The organism is Streptomyces sp. HUAS TT11, assembly GCF_051553595.1.
Taxonomy (GTDB): domain Bacteria; phylum Actinomycetota; class Actinomycetes; order Streptomycetales; family Streptomycetaceae; genus Streptomyces.
The window spans coordinates 2,868,049-2,887,835 of sequence record NZ_CP196184.1; the positions used below are offsets into that span (position 1 = coordinate 2,868,049).

A 19,787-nucleotide genomic window follows, 5' to 3' on the forward strand; every position below is an offset into this window, starting at 1 on the left:
AGATGCGTTACGCCTTCTGGCGGTTCCGGCGGTTGCCCACGGCCATGGAGAGGAGGACGAACAGAACGGCGAGGACGAACATGGTCGTGCCGATGACATTGATCTGGACGGGCGTACCGCGCTGCGCAGAGCCCCAGACGAACATGGGGAAGGTGACGGTCGAGCCCGCGTTGAAGTTGGTGATGATGAAGTCGTCGAAGGAGAGCGCGAAGGCGAGCAGCGCGCCCGCGGCGATGCCGGGTGCCGCGATCGGCAGGGTGACCCGCAGGAAGGTCTGCAGCGGGCCCGCGTACAGGTCCTGCGCGGCCTGTTCCAGCCTCGGGTCCATCGACATGACACGTGCCTTGACCGCGGTCACGACGAAGCTGAGGCAGAACATGATGTGGGCGATGAGGATCGTCCAGAATCCCAGCTGGGCGCCCATGTTGAGGAACAGGGTCAGCAGCGAGGCCGCCATGACCACCTCGGGCATCGCCATCGGCAGGAAGATCAGCGAGTTCACCGCACCGCGGGCCCGGAAGCGGTAGCGGACCAGCGCGAAGGCGATCATCGTGCCGAGGACCGTGGCCCCGATCGTGGCCCAGACGGCGATCTGAAGGCTGACCGACAGCGAGCCGCACATGTCGGCGACACCGCACGGGTCCTTCCACGCGTCCAGCGAGAACTGCTGCCATTCGTAGTTGAAGCGCCCCTTCGGCTTGTTGAAGGAGAACACCGTCACGACGATGTTCGGCAGCAGGAGGTATCCGAGTGTCAGCAGTCCGGCGAGGACGACGAGATGGCGCTTGAACCAGTTGACGAATCCCATTTAGACCAGATCCTCCGTGCCGGACCTGCGGATGTAGACCGTGACCATGGCGAGGATCGCGGCCATGAGGATGAACGAGAGCGCCGCCGCCGTCGGATAGTCGAGGATCCGCAGGAACTGTGTCTGGATGACGTTGCCGACCATGCGGGTGTCGGTGGAACCCAGCAGGTCGGCGTTGACGTAGTCGCCCGCGGCCGGGATGAAGGTCAGCAGCGTGCCGGAGACCACGCCCGGCATCGACAGCGGGAAGGTGACCTTCCGGAAGGTCGTGAACGGGGTGGCGTACAGGTCCCCGGCCGCTTCGTGGAGGCGTCCGTCGATGCGCTCCAGCGAGGTGTACAGCGGCAGGATCATGAACGGCAGGAAGTTGTACGTCAGACCGCAGACCACCGCGAGCGGGGTGGCGAGGACGCGGTCCCCCGCGGTCCAGCCGAGCCAGTTGGTGACGTCCAGCACGTGCAGCGTGTTGAGGGCGCCGACGACCGGGCCGTTGTCCGCGAGGATCGTCTTCCAGGCGAGCGTACGGATCAGGAAGCTCGTGAAGAACGGCGCGATGACCAGGATCATCACCAGGTTCCGCCAGCGGCCGGCGCGGAACGCGATGAGGTACGCGAGCGGGTAGCCGAGGACCAGGCACAGCAGCGTCGCTGCGGCCGCGTAGAGGACCGAGCGCAGGAACTGCGGCCAGTACGTCGACAGCGAGTCCCAGTAGGTCGCGAAGTGCCAGGTGACCTTGTAGCCCTGCTCCAGAGAACCGGTCTGCACGGACGTGGAGCCCTGGTAGAGCATCGGCAGCGCGAAGAAGACCAGCAGCCACAGGATGCCGGGCAGCAGCAGCCAGTACGGCGTGAAGCGGCCCCGCCTGCGCGGGGGCTTCGCCGCGGACGTGGTGGGCGCCGGTGGCGCGGGCGCCTCGGTGACGGCGGCCATCAGGCGGCCACCCCTTCCTCGGGCTGTACCGTCTCGACACCCGCGTCGATGTCCTGGGCGGCGTCCAGTCCGAAGGTGTGCGCGGGATTCCAGTGCAGGACGACCTCGGCGCCGGGCACCAGCCGCGGGTCGCGGTCGATGTTCTGGGCGTAGACCTCGAACTCCGGGCAGACCGGGCTGTCGACGACGTATTGCGTGGACACCCCGATGAAGCTCGAGTCGGCGATGCGTCCGGAGATGCGGTTGCGGCCCTCGGGGACGTCGCCGGCGTCGTCGGCATGGGTGAGGGATATCTTCTCCGGCCGTACGCCGACCAGTACCTTTCCGCCCGCCGTCGCCGGCGCGGAACATCGTGCCTCGGGCAGGGTGAGCTTGTCTCCGCCCGCCTTCAGGATGATCCGGTCGCCGCTCCTGGAGTCCACCTCGGCCTCGATCAGGTTGGAGGTGCCGAGGAAGTTGGCGACAAAGGTGGTCTGCGGGTTCTCGTACAGATCGGTGGGCGAGCCGAGCTGTTCCACGCGGCCCGCGTTCATCACGGCGACGGTGTCGGCCATCGTCATGGCCTCCTCCTGGTCGTGCGTGACATGGATGAAGGTGATGCCCACCTCGGTCTGGATGCGCTTGAGCTCCAGCTGCATCTGGCGCCGCAGCTTCAGGTCGAGGGCACCGAGCGGCTCGTCGAGGAGCAGCACCTTCGGGTGGTTGATCAGTGCGCGGGCCACTGCGACGCGCTGCTGCTGGCCACCGGAGAGCTGGTGCGGCTTCTTGCGCGCCTGCTCGCCCAGCTGCACCAGGTCCAGCATGTCCTCGACCTGCTTCTTCACCGACTTGATGCCGCGGCGACGCAGACCGAAGGCCACGTTCTCGAAGATGTCGAGGTGCGGGAAGAGGGCGTAGGACTGGAAGACGGTGTTCACCGGCCGCTTGTACGGGGGCAGCCGGGTGACGTCCTGGTCGCCCAGGTGGACCGTCCCGGAGGAAGGCTCCTCCAGACCGGCGATCATGCGCAGGGTGGTGGTCTTGCCGCAGCCGGACGCGCCGAGCAGGGCGAAGAAGGACCCCTGCGGCACGGTCAGGTCGAGCGGGTGCACGGCGGTGAAGGAGCCGTAGGTCTTGCCGATCCCGGAGAGGCGGACATCGCCGCTGTTGTCCGTCGTCATCTTCGTCACGCCCCTGTCAGCTTTGCGAACTTCTCTTCGTAGGCCGTCTCTTCCTTCTGCGTCAGCGAGCGGAAGGCGTGGGACTTCGCGGCCATGGCCTTGTCCGGAAGGATCAGCGGATTGTTCGCCGCGTCCTTGTCGATCTTCTCGAGGTAGGGCTTCACACCGTCGACGGGGCTGACGTAGTTGACGTAGCCGGCGAGTGCGGCGGCCTGGTCGGGCTCGTAGTAGAAGTCGATGAGCCGTTCCGCGTTCGCCTTGTGACGGGCCTTGTTCGGGACCAGCATGTTGTCCGTCGAGGTCATGTAGCCGCTGTCCGGAATGATGTAGGCGACGTCCGGGCTGTCCGCCTGGAGCTGGACGATGTCACCGCCCCAGGCCACACAGGCGGCCAGATCGCCCTTGGTGAGGTCGGACGTGTAGTCGTTGCCGGTGAAGCGGCGGATCTGCCCGTTGTCGACGGCCTTCTGAAGGCGGGCGATGACCGCGTCGAAGTCGTCGTCGGTGAACTTCGCCGGGTCCTTGCCCATGTCGAGGAGGGTCATGCCGATGCTGTCGCGCATCTCCGACAGGAAGCCCACCCGGCCCTTGAGCTTGGGGTTGTCGAGAAGGTCGGAGACCGACTTCACCTCGATGCCGTCGAGCGCCTTCTTGTTGTACGCGATGACGGTCGATATGCCCTGCCAGGGGTAGGAGTAGGCACGCCCGGGGTCCCAGTCGGGGCTGCGGAACTGCCCCGAGAGGTTGGCGAAGGCGTGCGGGAGGTTCGCTGCGTCCAGCTTCTGCACCCAGCCCAGCCGGATCACCCGGGCGGCCAGCCAGTCGGTGAGGACGATCAGGTCCCGGCCGGTGTCCTGGCCCGCGGCGAGCTGCGGCTTGATCTTGCCGAAGAACTCGTTGTTGTCGTTGATGTCCTCGGTGTACTTGACCGTGATGCCGGTCCTCTTGCCGAACGCCTCGAGCGTCGGGTGGTGCTTCCCGCTGTCGTCGACGTCGATGTACTCGGGCCAGTTGGAGAAGTTGACCACCTTCTCCTCGGCGGAGTGGTCCTCGGCCGAGGTGCCGCCCTGTGTCTTGCCGGCCGCGGGAATCCCGCAGGCGCTCAGCGCCCCGAGGCCGCCCACCGCGAGCGCGCCGCCGGCGGAGGCGCGCAGCAGCGAACGTCGGGTGAGGGAGGCCCTGCCGTTGCGGAAGCTGCGCCGCATGGCGGCCACTTGGGCCGGGGTCAGGCGGTCGGGCTCGTTCTGCTCCATGCGCGTGGTGCCCTTTCGGGAGGTGTACGGCCGGGGGGTCGGGCGGCCGTTTCTGCTATCGGTCCCCGAAGATCGTGCGGTGCCAGTCCTTCCTGGCGGCCGCGGTGTTGTCGAACATGACATGCTTGATCTGGGTGTACTCCTCGAACGAGTACGAGGACATGTCTTTGCCGAAGCCGGAGGCCTTGTAGCCGCCGTGCGGCATCTCGCTGATGATCGGGATGTGGTCGTTGACCCACACACAACCCGCCTTGATCTCGCGGGTCGCCCGGTTCGCCCGATAGACGTCACGGCTCCAGGCGGAGGCGGCAAGGCCGTACGGAGTGTCGTTCGCGAGCCGGATCCCCTCGTCGTCGCCGTCGAAGGGCAGGACGACGAGCACGGGACCGAAGATCTCGCACTGGACGATCTCGCTGTCCTGCCGGGCGCCGGCGATGAGGGTGGGCCGGTAGTAGGCGCCGCCCTCGAGCTCCCCGCCGGGCGCCGCGCCACCGGTCACCACACGCGCGTACGCACGTGCCCGGTCGACGAAGCCTGCGACACGGTCCCGCTGCGCGTGCGAGATCAGTGGGCCGAGGTCGGTGCCGGGGGCGAAGGGGTCGCCGAGCCTGACGGTCTCCATGAGGGCGGCGGCCTCCCGGACGAACTCCTCGTAGAGAGGACGCTGCACATACGCGCGCGTGGCGGCCGTGCAGTCCTGGCCGGTGTTGATGAGCGCGCCCGCGACCGCGCCGTGGACCGCGGCCTCCAGGTCGGCGTCGTCGAAGACCACGAACGGCGCCTTGCCGCCGAGTTCCAGGTGGAGGCGTTTGACCGTGGAGGTGGCGATCTCGGCGACGCGCCTGCCGACGGCCGTGGAACCGGTGAAGGAGGTCATGGCCACGTCGGGGTGGCCGACGAGGTGCTCGCCCGCCTCCTTGCCGGTACCGGTGACGATGTTGACGACACCGTCCGGGATTCCCGCCTCGGTGGCGGCCTCGGCGAAGAGCAGCGAGGTGAGCGGGGTGAGTTCGGCGGGCTTCAGCACGACGGTGTTGCCCGCGGCGATCGCCGGGAGGATCTTCCAGGCGGCCATCTGGAGGGGATAGTTCCAGGGGGCGATGGAACCGACGACACCGATGGGCTCGCGGCGCACATAGGAGGTGTGGTCGCCGGAGTACTCACCCGCGGACTGCCCCTGGAGATGCCGGGCGGCACCCGCGAAGAAGGACGCGTTGTCGATCGTGCCCGGCACGTCGAACTCCCGCGTCAGCTTCAGGGGTTTGCCGCACTGGAGGGACTCGTAGCGGGCGAACTCCTCGGCGCGCTCGGCGAGGACGGCGGCGAAACGGTGCAGCGCCTCGGAACGCTCACCGGGGGTGGCCGTGGACCAGCCGGGAAAGGCCGCGCGGGCGGCGGCCACCGCACGGTCGACGTCCTCGGCGCCGGCCAGCTCGTACGCGTGGACCGCGGCACCCGTCGACGGGTCGACGACCGCGTGACTGCGCCCCGAGGTGCCCTTGGCCGGCCGGCCCGCGATGTACTGCGCACCGTTCGAGAACCGTTCGCCCACCTCGTCCCGGGAGGGGGTGTCGGTGTGGCCGGCGTTGCCCACGTTGTGCATGTCGCTCTCCTTCGCCCCCACCGGCGTCCACCGCGGGGACCGGCGTAGCTCCGGCTCGATTTGAGTGCCGATCCTGACAGAGGGAGTGGACTCCAACAAGTGATTCCGTTGTTGCCTTTTGGTTACGCGACGGAATCTGTCGACCAGCTGTCTACTCCTCCTGGAAAAGGAAGGACGGATTGTCAGTGGTGCGTGCCACACTCGCGTGCATGGGGAGCATCGATTCCCGGGAATCCCTGGTGGGGGCGGTCCGGGCCGGGGCGAGGGTGAAGTATCTGCACTTCTGGGGGCATCGGCCGCGCCGGGACGGACAGATAGGAGCGAGCTGTCTCAGCCAGTGGTGGCCGTCTCCGTTCACCGTGGACGGCGTCGAGTACGCGACGGCGGAGCACTGGATGATGGCGTCGAAGGCGAGGCTGTTCGGCGACGCGGGGGCCGAGCGCGAGGTGCTTCAGGCGTCGAGCCCGGCGCTGGCCAAGAAGGTGGGGCGGCTGGTGCGCGGCTTCGACGACGTCACATGGGCGCGCGAGCGGTTCGGGATCGTGGTCGAGGGCAGCGTCCACAAGTTCGCCGCGCACGAAGAACTGCGGGCCTACCTGATGGCCACCGGTGACCGGGTGCTCGTCGAGGCGAGCCCGGTGGACCGGGTCTGGGGCATAGGGATCGCGGCGGACGACGAGCGGGCGGCCGACCCGGAGCGCTGGCGGGGACCGAACCTGCTGGGGTTCGCACTGATGGCGGCGCGGGAGCGGCTGGCCGCCGCCTAGCGTTCCCGACGGCACCCCACCGCCCGTCCCCGCCGGCGGCACTTCCGTGCCCGGCCGCTGCGGACAAGCACAGGGACATGGGGTGCCGCCGTGTCACGTACCGGGACCCGCTCGCCGGGCTACGGCAGCCGAGGGACCACGAGCGACGTCGAGTAGCCGTCGTCCGTGCTCGTCCACGGGTCGTCGTCGCTGTCCGGGGCCAGGAAGATGGCGATGGTCAGGACGAGGCCGATGACGAAACCGACCGCGCCGCAGATGATGCCGGCCAGCGCCATGCCGCCGTTCGTGGCCTCGCCTCGGTTCGACTTGCGGCGGCCGACGATTCCGAAGATCACGGCCAGCGCGCCCACGAACATGGCCACCGGCCCGAGACAGAACGCGACGGCGGAGATGATCCCGAGCACCAGCGAGGCGGTGCCCATTCCATTGCTCGGCGCGAGCGGCATCCCGGGCCAGCCGTAGCCGGGGCCATGGCTCTGGTGGCCGTACGGTCCGCCGTAGCTCGGATATGCGGGGTACTGGGGATAGGCGTACGCCGTCGGCTGCCCGGGCCCTTCGGGTCCGATGGGCGGTGGCGGCACGGGCTGACCGGGGACGGGCGGCGCGTAGGGGTTGCCCGCGACAGCCGGGGAGGGCGGCGCGTAGGGGTTGCCCGCGGCAGCCGGGGAGGGCGGCGCGAACGGGTTGCCGGCCGGGGCCGCGGCGGTGGGGCCCGGCGGGGCGAAGGGTTGGCCCCAGGGACCCTGGGCCGGAGCGCCGTGCGTCCCGGGGCCGGGCAGGGCGGCGACCGTGGGCTGGTCGTGCGGGAACGGAGCGCCGCCGGGAATCCGGTCCTTCGGGCCGACGGGAGCTCCCGGGACCGGCGAGCCGGGACCCGTGCGGGGCGCGTCGTCGGCGGGCGGCGCCCAGGGATCGAACGCGGGGAGCGGACCGGCGGCCGGCTTGTCGAGCACTGCTCCGGGCCCGTGGCCCGCGGGCGCACCCGGTATCTCGGGGCCCTCGGCCCCCGGCGCCCGTTCCGTACCGTCGCCCGGCGCGGCCCCCGGGCCCACGGCGCCGTTCTGCGGCGTTCCCGGCGCGTGCGCGTCCTCGGACATGCCTGCGTCCCCCCTCCGTCGTACCTGCCGTCATGCTACGGCCCGGACGGGACCCCCGTGACCCTCGTCCTACGATGATCCCTGAACCACCGATCAGCCGATCACCCGCGTCCCGCCCGAACAGGGCGCCGGGCGCCGCTCCCGGGGAGGACCCCTTGACCGACCACCGTGACGCCCCCGCCGTGCGCGATCTGCACGCCTTCATCGCCGGACTGCCCAAGGCCGAACTGCACGTGCACCACGTGGGCTCCGCCTCCCCGCGCATCGTCTCGGAACTGGCCGCACGTCACCCCGACTCCAAGGTGCCCACCGACCCCGAGGCCCTTGTCGACTACTTCACGTTCACGGACTTCGCCCACTTCATCGAGGTCTATCTGTCCGTGGTCGACCTCATCCGGACCCCCGAGGACGTACGCCTGCTGACCTATGAGGTCGCGCGCGACATGGCCCGGCAGCAGGTGCGCTACGCCGAGCTGACGATCACCCCCTTCTCGTCCACCCGCCGCGGCATCGACGAGCGGGCGTTCATGGACGCGATCGAGGACGCCCGCAAGGCCGCCGAGGCCGAGTTCGGGACCGTACTGCGCTGGTGCTTCGACATCCCCGGCGAGGCCGGCCTCGAATCCGCCGAGGAGACCGCCCGGCTCGCCACCGACGACCGGCTGCGCCCCGAGGGGCTCGTCTCCTTCGGACTCGGCGGCCCCGAAATCGGGGTGCCGCGACCGCAGTTCAAGCCGTACTTCGACCGGGCGACAGCGGCGGGCCTGCGTTCCGTGCCGCACGCGGGCGAGACGACCGGTCCCGAGACGGTCTGGGACGCCCTGAACGAGCTGCGCGCCGAGCGCATCGGTCACGGCACGAGTTCCGCCCGGGACCCGAAGCTGCTCGCGCACCTCGCCGAGCACCGCATCCCGTTGGAGGTCTGCCCGACCTCCAACATCGCGACGCGCGCCGTCCGCACGCTCGACGAGCACCCCATCAAGGAGTTCGTGCGCGCCGGTGTGATCGTCACCGTCAACTCGGACGACCCGCCGATGTTCGGCACCGATCTCAACAACGAGTACGCGGTCGCCGCACGACTGCTGGACCTCGACGAACGGGGTCTGGCCTCTCTCGCCAGGAACGGGGTCGAGGCGTCCTTCCTCGACGACGCGGGCAAGGCGAAACTGGTCGCCGAGATCGACGCCTACACCGCGACGTGGCTCGCTCCCTGACCAGCACAATGGGCCCATGCGCACCGTGACTGCCGTCGCCCATCGCGGCGACCCCTACCTCCACCGCGAGAACACGCTCGCCTCGCTGCGTTCCGCGCTCCGCCGGGGCGCGGACGCCGTCGAGGTCGATGTACGGCTCACCCGGGACGGTGTCCCCGTGCTCCTGCACGACGGGACGCTGAAGCGCCTGTGGGAGCAGGACCGGCCGCTCGCCTCGCTCTCGTCCGACGAGGTGCAGGGGCTGACGGCCGGCGGTGTGCCGACGCTGGCGGACGCGCTGAGGGCGTCCGACGGGGGCCGGGTCATGATCGACCTGCCGGGCGAGCCCTCGGTCCGCGCCGTGCGCCGGGTCGTGGACGTCGTGCGGCAGTGCGGTGCGTCGGAGCGCGTCTACTACTGCGCCGGGGCGCAGACCATGCTGGCCGTCCGGGCCGCCGACCCCTCGGCGGAGATCGCCCTGACCTGGACGAGCCTCGCGCCGCCCCGGCCCGCGCTGCTCGATGCGGTGCGCCCGCGCTGGCTCAACTACCGGTTCAGCCTGGTCGACCGCGACCTCGCGGCACGTGTGCACCGGGGCGGCCATCTGCTGTCGGTGTGGACCCCGGACACGCGCCGCTCCATGCGGCGCCTGCTCGACCTGGGCGTGGACTCGATCACCACCAACCGCCTCGACGCGCTGCACGCGCTGCGCGGGCGCTGAGGCGGGCGGCGGGCCTTCGGCCGCCGGGGTCACACGACCGCGGGGGCCGGCCGTGTGACCCCGGCCGTCAGTTCCTCCAGCCGCTTGATCTTCTTCCGGACGACATACAGCGGGACGATCCCGATCACCCCGAACGACATGTCGATCACCGTCCACCAGAACGGGATCCCGCGGATCGGACCGCAGATCAGGGCGAGCGGGATGATGCCCGCGCAGGCGATCATCCCGAACTCGACGACCCAGATGTTGCGGACGGGGTCGCGGTAGGGCCCGTAGAAGGCCACCGCGATCACCAGGTGCGCGAACGCCAGCCAGTCCGTGCCGTAGAGGACGAAGGGCTGTTCGGCGTCGGTGGCGTCGAGACCGCGGCGCACCCGCTCGATCCGGTCCATGAGGGCGGGCAGATGCTCCGGCGCGGACAGGGACCGCAGCAGGTCCTCGGTCCAGCGCAGTTCGTGGACCAGGGGAAAGGCCGTGGCACCGCTGAGTACCAGGCAGACGACGAAGAAGACCGGCCACGCGCGGATGCCCCTCGACAGGGCCGCTCTGTCGCTCATGTCATGCGCGTGCCCCTCGAATTGAACATGTTCAAAAGTGGTGGGGTGCCGACGTCGCCGCCCGCGTGCGGGGGTTGGGACACGAGGACGTCCTAAGCGGCCACGGCGGCTCGTTCACGGGCGGTACGCACGGCCTGGGACAGTCCGGCGATGTCGTACGCGCCGTAGTGCCTGCGCCCGTTGACGAAGAACGTGGGCGTGCCCGCTACGCCGCCGAGATCCGCCGAATCGACGTCCTCGGCCACGCGCACGGCGCCCGCATGGGCGCGCATGTCCCGCTCGAAGCGCCGCAGATCGAGTCCCAGATCCACGGCATGACCCAGCAGGTCGTCGAAGGTCAGGGCACCCTGATGGCTGATCAGCAGATCGTGCATGTCCCAGAAGCGGCCCTGCAGCGCAGCCACCTCCGCGGCCTCCGCGGCGAGTTGGGCGTGCGGATGGACGTCGGTCAGCGGCAGATGGCGCCATACGTACCGCACGTCCCCGAAGTCCCCGAGGAGTTCCCGCACGACCGGCTCCGCCTGCCCGCAGAAGGGGCACTCGTAGTCGCCGTACTCCACCACCGTCACGGGGGCGTCGCGCGGTCCGCGCACATGGTCGCGGCCGGCGCCGACGGGCACCCCCAGATCGACGAGGGTCTCGGCCTTTCCGAACAGCGCCCGCAGCTGCCTGGGGCGCGACAGCATCCCGATCACGCCGGTGGCGAGCCGGCCGGCCACGAAGGAGCCGACCACGGCCGCCAGGATGCCGATCTTGGCCTCCTCCAGCCGGGCGCCGCTGAAGGCGAGCGTGGCGATGAGCAGGGAGACCGTGAAGCCGACTCCGGCCATGGTCCCGCCCGCGGCGACGGTTCCCCAGCCGACCGGGACCCGGAGCCGTCCGCGGCTCACCGCCTGGGCCAGGGCCGACGCCCCGACGATGCCGATCGGTTTGCCGAGGACGTACGCCAGCAGGATGCCCAGGGTCACCGGTGAGGTGAACGCCCGTCCCAACTGCTCGCCGCCGATCGGGATGCCGACGTTGGCCAGGGCGAAGAGGGGAACGATCACATAGCCGGCCCAGGGGTGGTACATGCGTTGCAGGCGCTCGTTCGGCGAGAGGGCCGTGGCGATGCCGACACGTACGGTGCGTTCGAGTTCGGGCGTCGGCTGCTCGCGGAACAACCGGAACAGGTTGCTGACGTGCTCCAGATCGGCTCGCGCCGCCGGATACGCGTAGGTGATCAGGCCCATGGCGAGCCCGATGACAACCGGGTCCACCCCCGATTCGAGCAGGGCGACCCACGCCACCAGTGCGAGCAGCGCGTACACGACGCCCCGGCGGACCCCGAGCCATCGGACCAGCAGGACGACGGCGAAGACACCGGTGGCCACGAACAGCGCCGGCACGTCGATGCGATCGCTGTAGGCGACGGCGATGACGGCGAGGGCCAGCAGGTCGTCGACCACGGTGATCGTGAGAACGAAGACCCGCAGTCCCGGTGGCATACGGCGTCCGACGACGGCCAGCACACCGAGTGCGAAAGCGGTGTCGGTGGACATCGCCGCGCCCCAGCCCTGCGTCGTCCCATGGCCCGCGTTGATCGCCAGGTAGATGCCGATCGGCACGAGCATGCCGCCGACGCCCGCGGCGAGCGACAGGGCCAGACGTGAGCGGTCGCGCAGTTCGCCCATGTCGAACTCGCGGCGCGCCTCCAGACCGACGACGAAGAAGAACAGCGCCATCAGTCCGCTGTTCACCCACTCGCGCAGCGGGAGCGACACACCGTACGAACCGATCCGTACGGACAGGTGGCTGTGCCAGAACGCCTCGTAGCCCGACGGCGCCGCGTTTGCCCACAGGAGCGCGACGACCGCCGCCGCCACCAGGACGGCCGCGCTGCCGGTCTCCGTCTGCAGGAAGTCGCGCAGCGGCGAGTGCGAGTTCTTGCCGCAGGCGGTCTGCCCCGTGTAGTCGTCGGCTTCGTTGGACATGCTCAGGTGCTCACTCGGCGATCGCCAGGTCGTTCGAACGCATCCGCCGCCTCCGGTTCCGGCAGACCGGACAACCAGGGCAACCCGCCCTGACGAGATCTGCTGTCACTCCCAACACCCGAAACCCGACCTTGCATTCCGCGGGGACGAAGGGGGTCCGTGCGCGCCGGACCGGCCGGGACCCGCCGTCACCCGTCCATGGTCAGCACCATGCGGAACCGTGCCGCGCCGGACAGCATGCGCGCGAAGGCGTCGTTGACCTCCTCCAGCGGCATCGTCTCGACCATGGGCCGGACGCCGGTTCGGGCGCTGAAGGCCATGGTCTCCTCGACCTCCCGCGCCGTGCCCGACGGATGCCCGCTCACCACCCGGCTGGTGCCGATCAGCTGCACCGGCGCGACCTTGAGCGACTGGTCCGTCACCCCGATGGCGACCAGCTGACCGCGCGGGGCGAGTCCGTCGATCGTCGCCGACATGGCGTCCGCGCTCGCCGCCGTGCCGAGGACCACCTTCGCTCCGCCCAGTTCCTTCAGCATCCTGGCCGGGTCCGAGGCGGAGCTGTCGATGTAGTGGTCCGCGCCCAGTTGCCGGGCCAGCGGCTCCTTGTCCCGGCCTCGGGCGATCGCCACGGTCTCGAAACCCATCCTGGCGGCGTACTGGACGCCGAGGTGTCCGAGGCCGCCGATGCCGAGGACCGCGACCAGGTCACCGGCGCGGGCCACGCTCGTGCGCAGCCCCATGAAGGAGGTCACACCCGCGCACCCGAGCGGTGCGGCGTCGACCGCGGACAGACCCTCCGGGACCCGGGCCAGGGCCTCGACGGGTGCGACCATGTGGCTGGCGTATCCGCCGTCGTACGCCAGCCCCGGCACCTTGAGGTTCTCGCAGCTGATGAAGTCGCCCTGGCGGCAGGGCCGGCAGTGGCCGCACTGACCCCCGAACCACCCCACCTCGACCCGGGTGCCCACCGCCCAGCCGACGACCCCCTCGCCCACCGAGTCGATCCGGCCGGCCACCTCGTGCCCGGTCACGAGCGGGAACCGCACGCCCGGGGAGGGTGTCTGCACGAAAACCGAGTCGGTGTGGCAGACACCGGACGCCTCCACGGCGATCCGCACATGTCCCGGCCCCGGCTCGGGCAGCTCCCGTTCGACGATCTCGAAACTCCCCCTGGGCTCGGCCACCTGGGCGACGCGCATCACGGACATGGCTCTTCCGCTCCTTGCTGTTGTCGGCACACCGGACATTCAGCTAGGAATCATCCCTTTCCCGGACCCGGCGGGGCGCCAGGACGCGCGGCACCCGGCACCGTCCGGTGCACGGGCCGGTGGACCGGCCCGCGGGCCGTCCGGCCGCCCGTACCGCTCAGCTCTCGCGCCAGCCGAGCTTGATGAGCAGGTTCTTCGCCTCTTCCGCGACGTCCGCCTCGGCGACCACGTCGTAGCGGGCGGCGACGATCTGGCTGCGGGACGCGAAGTCGCGGCGGCCCCCGGTGAACGCGTGGCCGGCGAAGCCGAAGAGCGCACCGAAGATCGCGCCGTAGAACAGGCCGCTGATCATCAGCACCAGGACGTGATGGTTGCCCGCGGCGAACAGTGACAGCAGCAGGCCGATGAGCAGCCCGAACCAGGCGCCCGAGCCCGCGCCTGCCAAGGCGGCCCGCCCGCGGGTGAGCCGGCCGAGCACCGTCTCCACCATCCGCAGGTCCGAGCCGATGATCGCGGTGCGCTCCACCGGGAACTTGCTGTCGGAGAGGAAGTCGACCGCACGCTGTGCGCCCTCGTAGGTCGGATACGAGCCGACCACCGGCCGGTCGAGCGGCGCCGTGGGCGGATGCCGGGTCATCACGCTGCTCCCTTCCTCACCACCCCCGTCAAGCAGCCTGCTGCGCGGCCCCGCCCCCCGCAAGGCGGGCACGACGGCGGGGAGGAGGGCGGGCGCGGCCCCGGCGGCTCCCCGCCGGCGGGAGCGTCAGCGGGAGGAGGGCGACGGCTCCCCCCGCACCGGGCTGGACGCCCCCCGCCGTTCCCGGGTGGGCGCTACCGAACCGCCCGGGACGTCGCTTCCCACGGCCGAGGACCGCACGGTCGGACGGCGGCCGACACGCTCGGGCGGCGCCGACGGCACGGGCGACGCGGACGGGGTGGGCACCACCGAGGGGGTGGGTGACCCCGCGTGCCCACTCGCGGGCGGCGGCGCGAGCGGCACCGCCGGGGATGCCGGCGCCCCGGGGCTCGCCAGATGAAGGGGCAGCGCGACGAGAACGGCGACCGCGCAGGACGCTCCGATCCCGGCCGCGGCACGCAGCAGTCTGCGGCGGGCCGCGGTGCGGCGGATGGCCTCGTACCGGCCGGGAGGCACGCCGAGATGCTCGGCGGGCGGCCGCAGGATCACCGTCAGAGGGTCGTCGGACCCGAACTCCGGGCCGTCGTCAAAGCGTGTGGTCAAGGCTTCTCCTCAGGTGGACGCGGAGCAGTTCTCGGGCCGCGTGGAGATCGGCCTTGACGGTTCCTTCCTTGCGCCCGGTCAGCGCGGACACCTCCCGGATCGGCATGTCGGCGTAGTAGTGCAGCAGGATCGGCACCCGGAATCGTTCGGGCAGCGACTGTACGAGCAGACGCACCGACGGGTCGGCCTGCTCGGCGTGCGGGCGGACGGCGGCCTCGGACGTGGCGCGGCGCACGGCTCTGCGCTCGCGCTCCAGTTTGCGCCAGTGGTCCCGGACGATGTTGGCCGCGGTGACGTAGAGGAAGCCGCGGGGCTCCTCCACGGTCGTCCAGCGGGCCCAGAGCCGGGTGAACGCCTCCGAGGCGATCTCGTGGGCCGTCTCGTCGTCGTCGACGAGACGGCGGCACCAGCCGGCGAGGCGCGGGTAGAGGACGGCGAACAGCTCGGACGCCGCCTTGTCACGGGACCGTTTCAACGCTCTCCATGGTCGTGGGGCACTCGTGGGGAAGGATGCCGGGCCGACGGCGTACGTTCCATGGGCCCGGCATCCGAGCAGGACCGGGTCAGGGGGCAGCGGAGCTCAGCGTGGCGAACACGATGACGTTGTCGAGATAGCCGTCACCGCTTCGGGGTCCGCCGCACGTGATCAGCCGCAGCTCCGGACGGTTCACATCCCCGTAGACGTCCTGTGCGGGGAAGTCGGCCTTGGCGACCGTCCGCACGGCGCCGACGGTGAACACCGCGGCCGTGCCGTTCTCCAGACGCACCTCGATCCGGTCGCCCCGGTGCAACCGTGCGAGGTGCCGGAACACCCCGTCCCCGTAGGCACCGACGGTGACGTGCCCGAGGAGGACCGACGGGCCGACCTGGCCCGGCGTCGGCGACTGCCGGTACCAGCCCGCCCGGTCGTCCGCCTGGATCGGGGGCACCTGCACGCTTCCGTCCGGCGCAAGCCCCAGCTGCATGACCGGGGTGTCGACGCCGATGGCCGGGATCCGGAGCCCGACCGGGATCGAGCGGCCGAGGGGGTGTACGGCCCTTGCGGCAGCCTGCGAGGGCGGCGGCTGACTCACGGCCGGTGCGGCCGCTGCCCGGTGGTTCGGGTGGCCGGCGCACCCCATGAGGACGCAGGCCAGTGCAGCCGTGGCGAAGGCGCGCCTGGAGAGCGGTGTCATGCCCCGGTCGCCCGGCGGCGACGCACGACGAAGACCGCCGCTCCGCCCGCGACGAGGACCGCGGCGGCGCCCCCGCCGATCAGCCCGCCCTCGGACCCGGACGGCGAGGACACCGCCGTCACTCCGGTGTCGGGCGCCCCCTTCGGCACGACGGAGACCTGGCCGCGACCGTTGGCCCGTGTCGGCGCCGCGCTCGGGACCGCCCTCGGGGCCGAGGACCGGGTGGCCGGGACGGGGCTCGGGGCGGCCGCGCCCGGGCGGGTGCTGGGGACCGGGCTCGGCCCGTCGGCGAACGCGGGCACGGTGCCGGCCAGCACGACGGTGCTCCCGAGTACCAGCGCGCTGAGGACAGTTCGGCGCATCGAATCGCTCTCTTTCGTCGGCCCGCCCCGTACGCGGCGGGCTGAGTTACGGATCGAGCGGAGAGACGAGGCAGCCAGGGAGCGGGTTGTAAAGAGACGGCAAAGCCGCCGGGCCGCCGTGCGGCGGCCCGGTTCGCGGCATACGACGAGGGGACGGCGGCTCCGTCCGAGTGGAACAGCGGCCCGCCCGGCCCGCTCCGCCGGCCCGTCGGGGCGGCGGAGCGGCGTGAGCCCCGGCGGGGTGTCGTCGCCTACTTGACCAGGAGCGCGGGCCGGGTGGACAGATGCAGCAGCTGCTCCAAGGGGCCGCGGCGGAAGTGGCGGGCCCATACGGTCGCCACCAGCGCGGCGGACACGATGAAGCCGAGCAGCACCGGCAGCGCGGCCATGGTCTCGTCCTCCACCAGGGGCACGTACCAGACATGGGTGAGGAACCACAGGGCGACGATGTGCAGGACGTAGACCGTCAGGGCCATCCTGCCGACCGATGCGACGGGCGTGGCCATGCGCGTGAGCCGCGGCAGCCTGGCGGCGACGGTCAGACACGCGGCCACCACCATGACGACGACGCCGGTGTTGCCGACGATGGAGAACGTCGTCTCGCTGTGCGGTGCGGCCACCAGCAACCACGCGAGCGGGGTTCGACCCTCGGGATCGCCGACCGTGTCGGACCACCACGCGGCCGACGCCGAACCGCCGTCCGTGGCGGCCGCGACGGCCGTCATGGCGTGCGGGACCAGATGCAGGGCCAGCCAGGACCCCCCGTAGCCGATCAGGGCGAGCCCCCCGCCGGTCAGGGCCATCCGGGACCGGATACCGGGGCGGGTGAGGTCGAGCCGGGCCAGCGCCATGCCCGCGACCAGGAACGGCACCCAGGTGAGCACCGGATACGACCCGGTGAACAACAGCTCGACGATGCCGTCCGTGCCGGTGACCCGGGCCAGCGGGTCATGGTCGATGACGGACTGCGCCCAGCTCCCGTTGTCGATCGAGGCGTTTATCGCGTGCAGCACCAGGGGCATGACCACCGCACCCGTGGCGGCGATGAACGCGAGCGCCCCCGCACGCAGCCGGTACAGCGGGAGAACGACCAGGAACAGCAGCGCGTAGAAGCTGAGTATCACGTCGATCGAGGTGCCCAGGGCCGTCAGCGCATAGCCGACCACCCCGAGGACGACGGTGCGGATCACGATCCTGGCCATCGCCTGCCGGCCGGAGCGGCCGGTACGGGGCTGCGGACGGCCCATGACGATGATCAGCGAGAAACCCGCGAGCACCGCGAAGAGGGCGGAGGACCGCCCGCGCGCCAGCTCCAGGAGGAAGCCCACCGGGCCGCCCACCGACACATCGGGGCCGACGTGGGCGGCGTACATGCCGAAGACCGCGAGCCCACGGGCCAGGTCGATACCGATCAGCCGCCCGGTCGACGGCGTGGCGGCGGACGCGCGGGTACGGTCCGCCTCGAGCGGGCGCGGCACCACCGGGGGCGCGGGCGCCAATACGTTCTGCGTCATGTCCTCAGCATTCGCCGCCCTCTCGCCCCAGCCAGCCCGGCGGCTTTCCGAAGGCACCCCGCCGACCGGCCGAAGCTTCCCCCGCCAACCGGCTGGAATCCGGCCGCGGGGCCGACGGCACCCGCTTCCCCCGCCACGGACGGCCCTGACGGGGTACGCATCCAAGAGAGGGGACGCGAGGAGCGGAGCGCACGTGATCCGGGTACTGGTGGTCGACGACGAGGCCCTCATCCGCACGGGCTTCACGCACATTCTCGACGCGGCGGACGACATCCAGGTCGTTGCAGCGGTCCCCGGCGGCGAGGCCGTCCGAGCCGTCCACGAGCTGCGCCCCGACCTCGTGCTGCTGGACATCCGGATGCCGGACGTGGACGGGCTCACGATTCTGGCCGAGGTCCGCCGCATGCAGGACCCGCCCGTGGTGGCCATGCTCACCACGTTCGACACCGACGAATACGTGGCGGCCGCACTCCGCTCGGGGGCCGCCGGATTCCTGCTCAAGGACACCGACCCCGAGCAGCTTCCGCACCTCGTGCGCACGCTGGCCCGGGGCGGGACCGTGCTGTCGTCCAAGGTCACCCGCGCCATGGTCGACGCCTATCTCGACAGGGGTGCGCCCGAGCCCTCCGCCGTCCGCCTCGTCGCCCGGTTGTCCGAGCGCGAGCGAGCCGTCCTTGTACTCATGGCCGAGGGTCTGGCCAACACCGACATCGGCGAGCGGCTGCACCTGAGCACCGGCACGGTCAAAGGGCACGTCAGCGCGGTACTGAGCAAACTGCAGGTCGGCAGCCGGGTCCAGGCGGTGCTGATCGCCGAGCGCGCGGGGCTGCTCACGCCGCCGCAGGACGAGAGCACCCCATGAACCCCGGCCGCCTGCCCGCGCCCGTCGTGGACGGCCTCCTGGTCGGAGCCGCCCTGGTCGACACATGGGTCAACGTCGACCTCACGGACCCGGCGGAGACGGCCTGCGCGCTGCTCGCCGCCTTCGCCCTCGCGCTGCGTCGCCGTCTGCCCCTGACGACCTTCGTGCTCACCCTCCCCACCACTCTGGTCACCGACGCGGTGTTCGCCACCATCGCCGCGCTGTACACGCTCTCCTCGCTCAGCCGGCGCCTGTGGCTGCCGGCGGTCTGCGCCCTGGCCTTCGCGGCGGCCGACTTCCTGCCCTGGCCGTGGTCGGCGGTGCGGCCCGCGGAACTCGCCCGGACGCCCAGTCTGATCCAGCTCATCTACACCCTGGCCACCGCGGCCGCTCCCGTCTTCCTGGGCCAGCTCGTGCAGGCCCACCGGGAACTGTCCCTGCGGCTCGCGGAGATCTCCGAGGCCCGTGAGCACGAACGGCTCCTGACCGACCAGAGCGTCCTGTCGGAGGAACGGGCCCAGCTGGCCCGGGAGATGCACGACGTGGTCTCGCACCAGGTCAGCCTTATCGCCGTGCAGGCCGGGGCGCTCCAGGTGGGCAGCCGGGACAACGAGACCAGGGCGGCGGCGGCCACGATCCGGCAGCTCAGCGTGCAGACCCTGGACGAGCTGCGGCACATGGTCAGCGTGCTGCGCGCCTCCGGCGGCCGGCGTACCGAGCTCACGCCCCAGCCCTCCCTCGCCGATCTGCGCCGGCTGGTCGCGGGCAGCGGCATCGAGGCGGAACTGGAGACGGACCTGCCCGACGACCTCCCGCCCACCGTCCAGCGCGCCGTGTACCGCACGGTCCAGGAGGCCCTGACCAACGTCCGCAAGCACGCCCCCGGCGCGAGGGCGACCGTACGGATCCATCACCGCGACGGAGCCCTCCACACCGTCGTCACGAACACCGCACCCACCCGGCCGGCACTCGCCCTGCCCAGCGCCCACCACGGCCTCGTCGGCCTGCGCCAACGCGCCGAACTCCTCGGCGGCACGGTCGAGGCGGGGCCGACGGCCGACGGCGGCTACCGGCTGCATCTGAAGCTGCCGGCCGAGGGCCGGCCGGACCACGAGTAGGCGGCGCGGCTCGGCACCACCGGGCGGACGCGACGCTCTACAGCCCCACGATCGTGTTCCACCGCTTGGCGAACTCCACCCGCTCCGAGGACGTGATGTCCCGTGCGATCACCAGGCGCCTGCGCATGGCCGGCGAGTGCGCCGGGGAGCGCGCCGCCGCCGAGGGCGCGCAGCAGGCGACGGCGGGTCGGGGCGGGCTTCTTCGGTGTCCGGTGCATCCGGGCAGCATGCCGCCGCCGCGCTCGG

Annotated in this window: 20 protein-coding genes; 5 read left to right on the plus strand and 15 right to left on the minus strand. The window is 71.2% G+C overall.

The annotated features are described in order from the left end of the window. Positions 1-7: 7 nt before the first annotated feature. Genes ACSHXN_RS12780 through ACSHXN_RS12800 form a run of 5 tightly spaced genes read right to left on the minus strand, consistent with a single transcriptional unit; the run spans position 8 to position 5,754 of the window. Positions 8-808 (minus strand): ABC transporter permease, encoded by an 801-nt coding sequence (locus ACSHXN_RS12780; RefSeq protein WP_355131892.1) that lies wholly within the window; start codon positions 806-808, stop codon positions 8-10. Continuing rightward, entirely contained in the window at positions 809-1,738 is a 930-nt protein-coding gene (locus ACSHXN_RS12785; protein ID WP_355131891.1) for an ABC transporter permease, read from the minus strand. It abuts the gene before it with no gap. Continuing rightward, entirely contained in the window at positions 1,738-2,898 is a 1,161-nt protein-coding gene (locus ACSHXN_RS12790) for an ABC transporter ATP-binding protein (protein WP_355131906.1), read from the minus strand. Before ACSHXN_RS12790 ends, ACSHXN_RS12785 begins: the two co-directional genes overlap by 1 nt. A gap of 5 nt (positions 2,899-2,903) precedes the next feature. Beyond that, on the minus strand, positions 2,904-4,151 hold the full coding sequence (locus ACSHXN_RS12795; RefSeq protein WP_355131890.1) for a polyamine ABC transporter substrate-binding protein: 1,248 nt from the start codon (positions 4,149-4,151) through the stop codon (positions 2,904-2,906). A gap of 55 nt (positions 4,152-4,206) precedes the next feature. Continuing rightward, a complete protein-coding gene (locus ACSHXN_RS12800; RefSeq protein WP_438303127.1) occupies positions 4,207-5,754 on the minus strand; it encodes a gamma-aminobutyraldehyde dehydrogenase in 1,548 nt (515 codons plus the stop codon). A gap of 209 nt (positions 5,755-5,963) precedes the next feature. Between ACSHXN_RS12800 and ACSHXN_RS12805 the strand changes: the two genes are divergently transcribed. Beyond that, positions 5,964-6,521 carry an NADAR family protein gene (locus ACSHXN_RS12805; RefSeq protein WP_355131888.1) on the plus strand — a complete coding sequence of 186 codons (558 nt, stop codon included), beginning with the start codon at positions 5,964-5,966 and terminating at the stop codon, positions 6,519-6,521. Positions 6,522-6,640: 119 nt separating this feature from the next. Here the strand turns inward: ACSHXN_RS12805 and ACSHXN_RS12810 are convergent, their stop codons facing one another. Then, on the minus strand, positions 6,641-7,618 hold the full coding sequence (locus ACSHXN_RS12810) for a DUF4190 domain-containing protein (RefSeq protein WP_438303128.1): 978 nt from the start codon (positions 7,616-7,618) through the stop codon (positions 6,641-6,643). A gap of 155 nt (positions 7,619-7,773) precedes the next feature. Here ACSHXN_RS12810 and ACSHXN_RS12815 point away from each other — a divergent pair, with 155 nt between their 5' ends. Continuing rightward, entirely contained in the window at positions 7,774-8,832 is a 1,059-nt protein-coding gene (locus ACSHXN_RS12815) for an adenosine deaminase (protein ID WP_438303129.1), read from the plus strand. A gap of 16 nt (positions 8,833-8,848) precedes the next feature. Further along, positions 8,849-9,532 (plus strand): glycerophosphodiester phosphodiesterase, encoded by a 684-nt coding sequence (locus ACSHXN_RS12820; protein WP_355131886.1) that lies wholly within the window; start codon positions 8,849-8,851, stop codon positions 9,530-9,532. Between the two features lie 29 nt (positions 9,533-9,561). Here ACSHXN_RS12820 and ACSHXN_RS12825 read toward each other — a convergent pair whose 3' ends face one another. The 9 genes from ACSHXN_RS12825 to ACSHXN_RS12865 all read right to left on the minus strand — a co-directional run bounded on the left by ACSHXN_RS12825 (position 9,562) and on the right by ACSHXN_RS12865 (position 17,561). Next, on the minus strand, positions 9,562-10,089 hold the full coding sequence (locus ACSHXN_RS12825) for a hypothetical protein (protein ID WP_356294975.1): 528 nt from the start codon (positions 10,087-10,089) through the stop codon (positions 9,562-9,564). Positions 10,090-10,181: 92 nt separating this feature from the next. Then, positions 10,182-12,062, minus strand: a complete 1,881-nt coding sequence (nhaA, locus tag ACSHXN_RS12830; RefSeq protein ID WP_438303131.1) for a Na+/H+ antiporter NhaA — start codon at positions 12,060-12,062, stop codon at positions 10,182-10,184. Between the two features lie 188 nt (positions 12,063-12,250). Next, the gene (locus ACSHXN_RS12835; RefSeq protein ID WP_355131884.1) at positions 12,251-13,270 is read right to left on the minus strand and encodes an alcohol dehydrogenase; all 1,020 of its coding nucleotides are present in this window, start codon (positions 13,268-13,270) and stop codon (positions 12,251-12,253) included. A gap of 157 nt (positions 13,271-13,427) precedes the next feature. After that, positions 13,428-13,907: a general stress protein gene (locus ACSHXN_RS12840; protein ID WP_355131883.1), complete on the minus strand. Its 480-nt coding sequence runs from the start codon at positions 13,905-13,907 to the stop codon at positions 13,428-13,430. A gap of 126 nt (positions 13,908-14,033) precedes the next feature. Then, complete coding sequence (locus ACSHXN_RS12845; RefSeq protein WP_355131882.1) at positions 14,034-14,510, minus strand: hypothetical protein; 477 nt, start codon at positions 14,508-14,510, stop codon at positions 14,034-14,036. After that, positions 14,494-14,985 (minus strand): RNA polymerase sigma factor, encoded by a 492-nt coding sequence (locus ACSHXN_RS12850; RefSeq protein WP_355131881.1) that lies wholly within the window; start codon positions 14,983-14,985, stop codon positions 14,494-14,496. Before ACSHXN_RS12850 ends, ACSHXN_RS12845 begins: the two co-directional genes overlap by 17 nt. An 88-nt stretch (positions 14,986-15,073) precedes the next feature. Beyond that, on the minus strand, positions 15,074-15,685 hold the full coding sequence (locus ACSHXN_RS12855) for a class F sortase (RefSeq protein WP_355131880.1): 612 nt from the start codon (positions 15,683-15,685) through the stop codon (positions 15,074-15,076). After that, positions 15,682-16,047 carry a sortase-dependent protein gene (locus ACSHXN_RS12860; RefSeq protein ID WP_355131879.1) on the minus strand — a complete coding sequence of 122 codons (366 nt, stop codon included), beginning with the start codon at positions 16,045-16,047 and terminating at the stop codon, positions 15,682-15,684. Before ACSHXN_RS12860 ends, ACSHXN_RS12855 begins: the two co-directional genes overlap by 4 nt. A gap of 251 nt (positions 16,048-16,298) precedes the next feature. After that, a complete protein-coding gene (locus tag ACSHXN_RS12865; protein WP_438303133.1) occupies positions 16,299-17,561 on the minus strand; it encodes a DUF418 domain-containing protein in 1,263 nt (420 codons plus the stop codon). A gap of 193 nt (positions 17,562-17,754) precedes the next feature. On the opposite strand from ACSHXN_RS12865, the gene ACSHXN_RS12870 reads away from it, so the two are divergent. Next, a complete protein-coding gene (locus ACSHXN_RS12870) occupies positions 17,755-18,423 on the plus strand; it encodes a response regulator transcription factor (RefSeq protein WP_355131877.1) in 669 nt (222 codons plus the stop codon). Beyond that, complete coding sequence (locus ACSHXN_RS12875) at positions 18,420-19,541, plus strand: sensor histidine kinase (RefSeq protein WP_355131876.1); 1,122 nt, start codon at positions 18,420-18,422, stop codon at positions 19,539-19,541. The genes ACSHXN_RS12870 and ACSHXN_RS12875 overlap by 4 nt, the downstream gene beginning before the upstream one ends. The last annotated feature ends 246 nt before the right edge of the window (positions 19,542-19,787 follow it).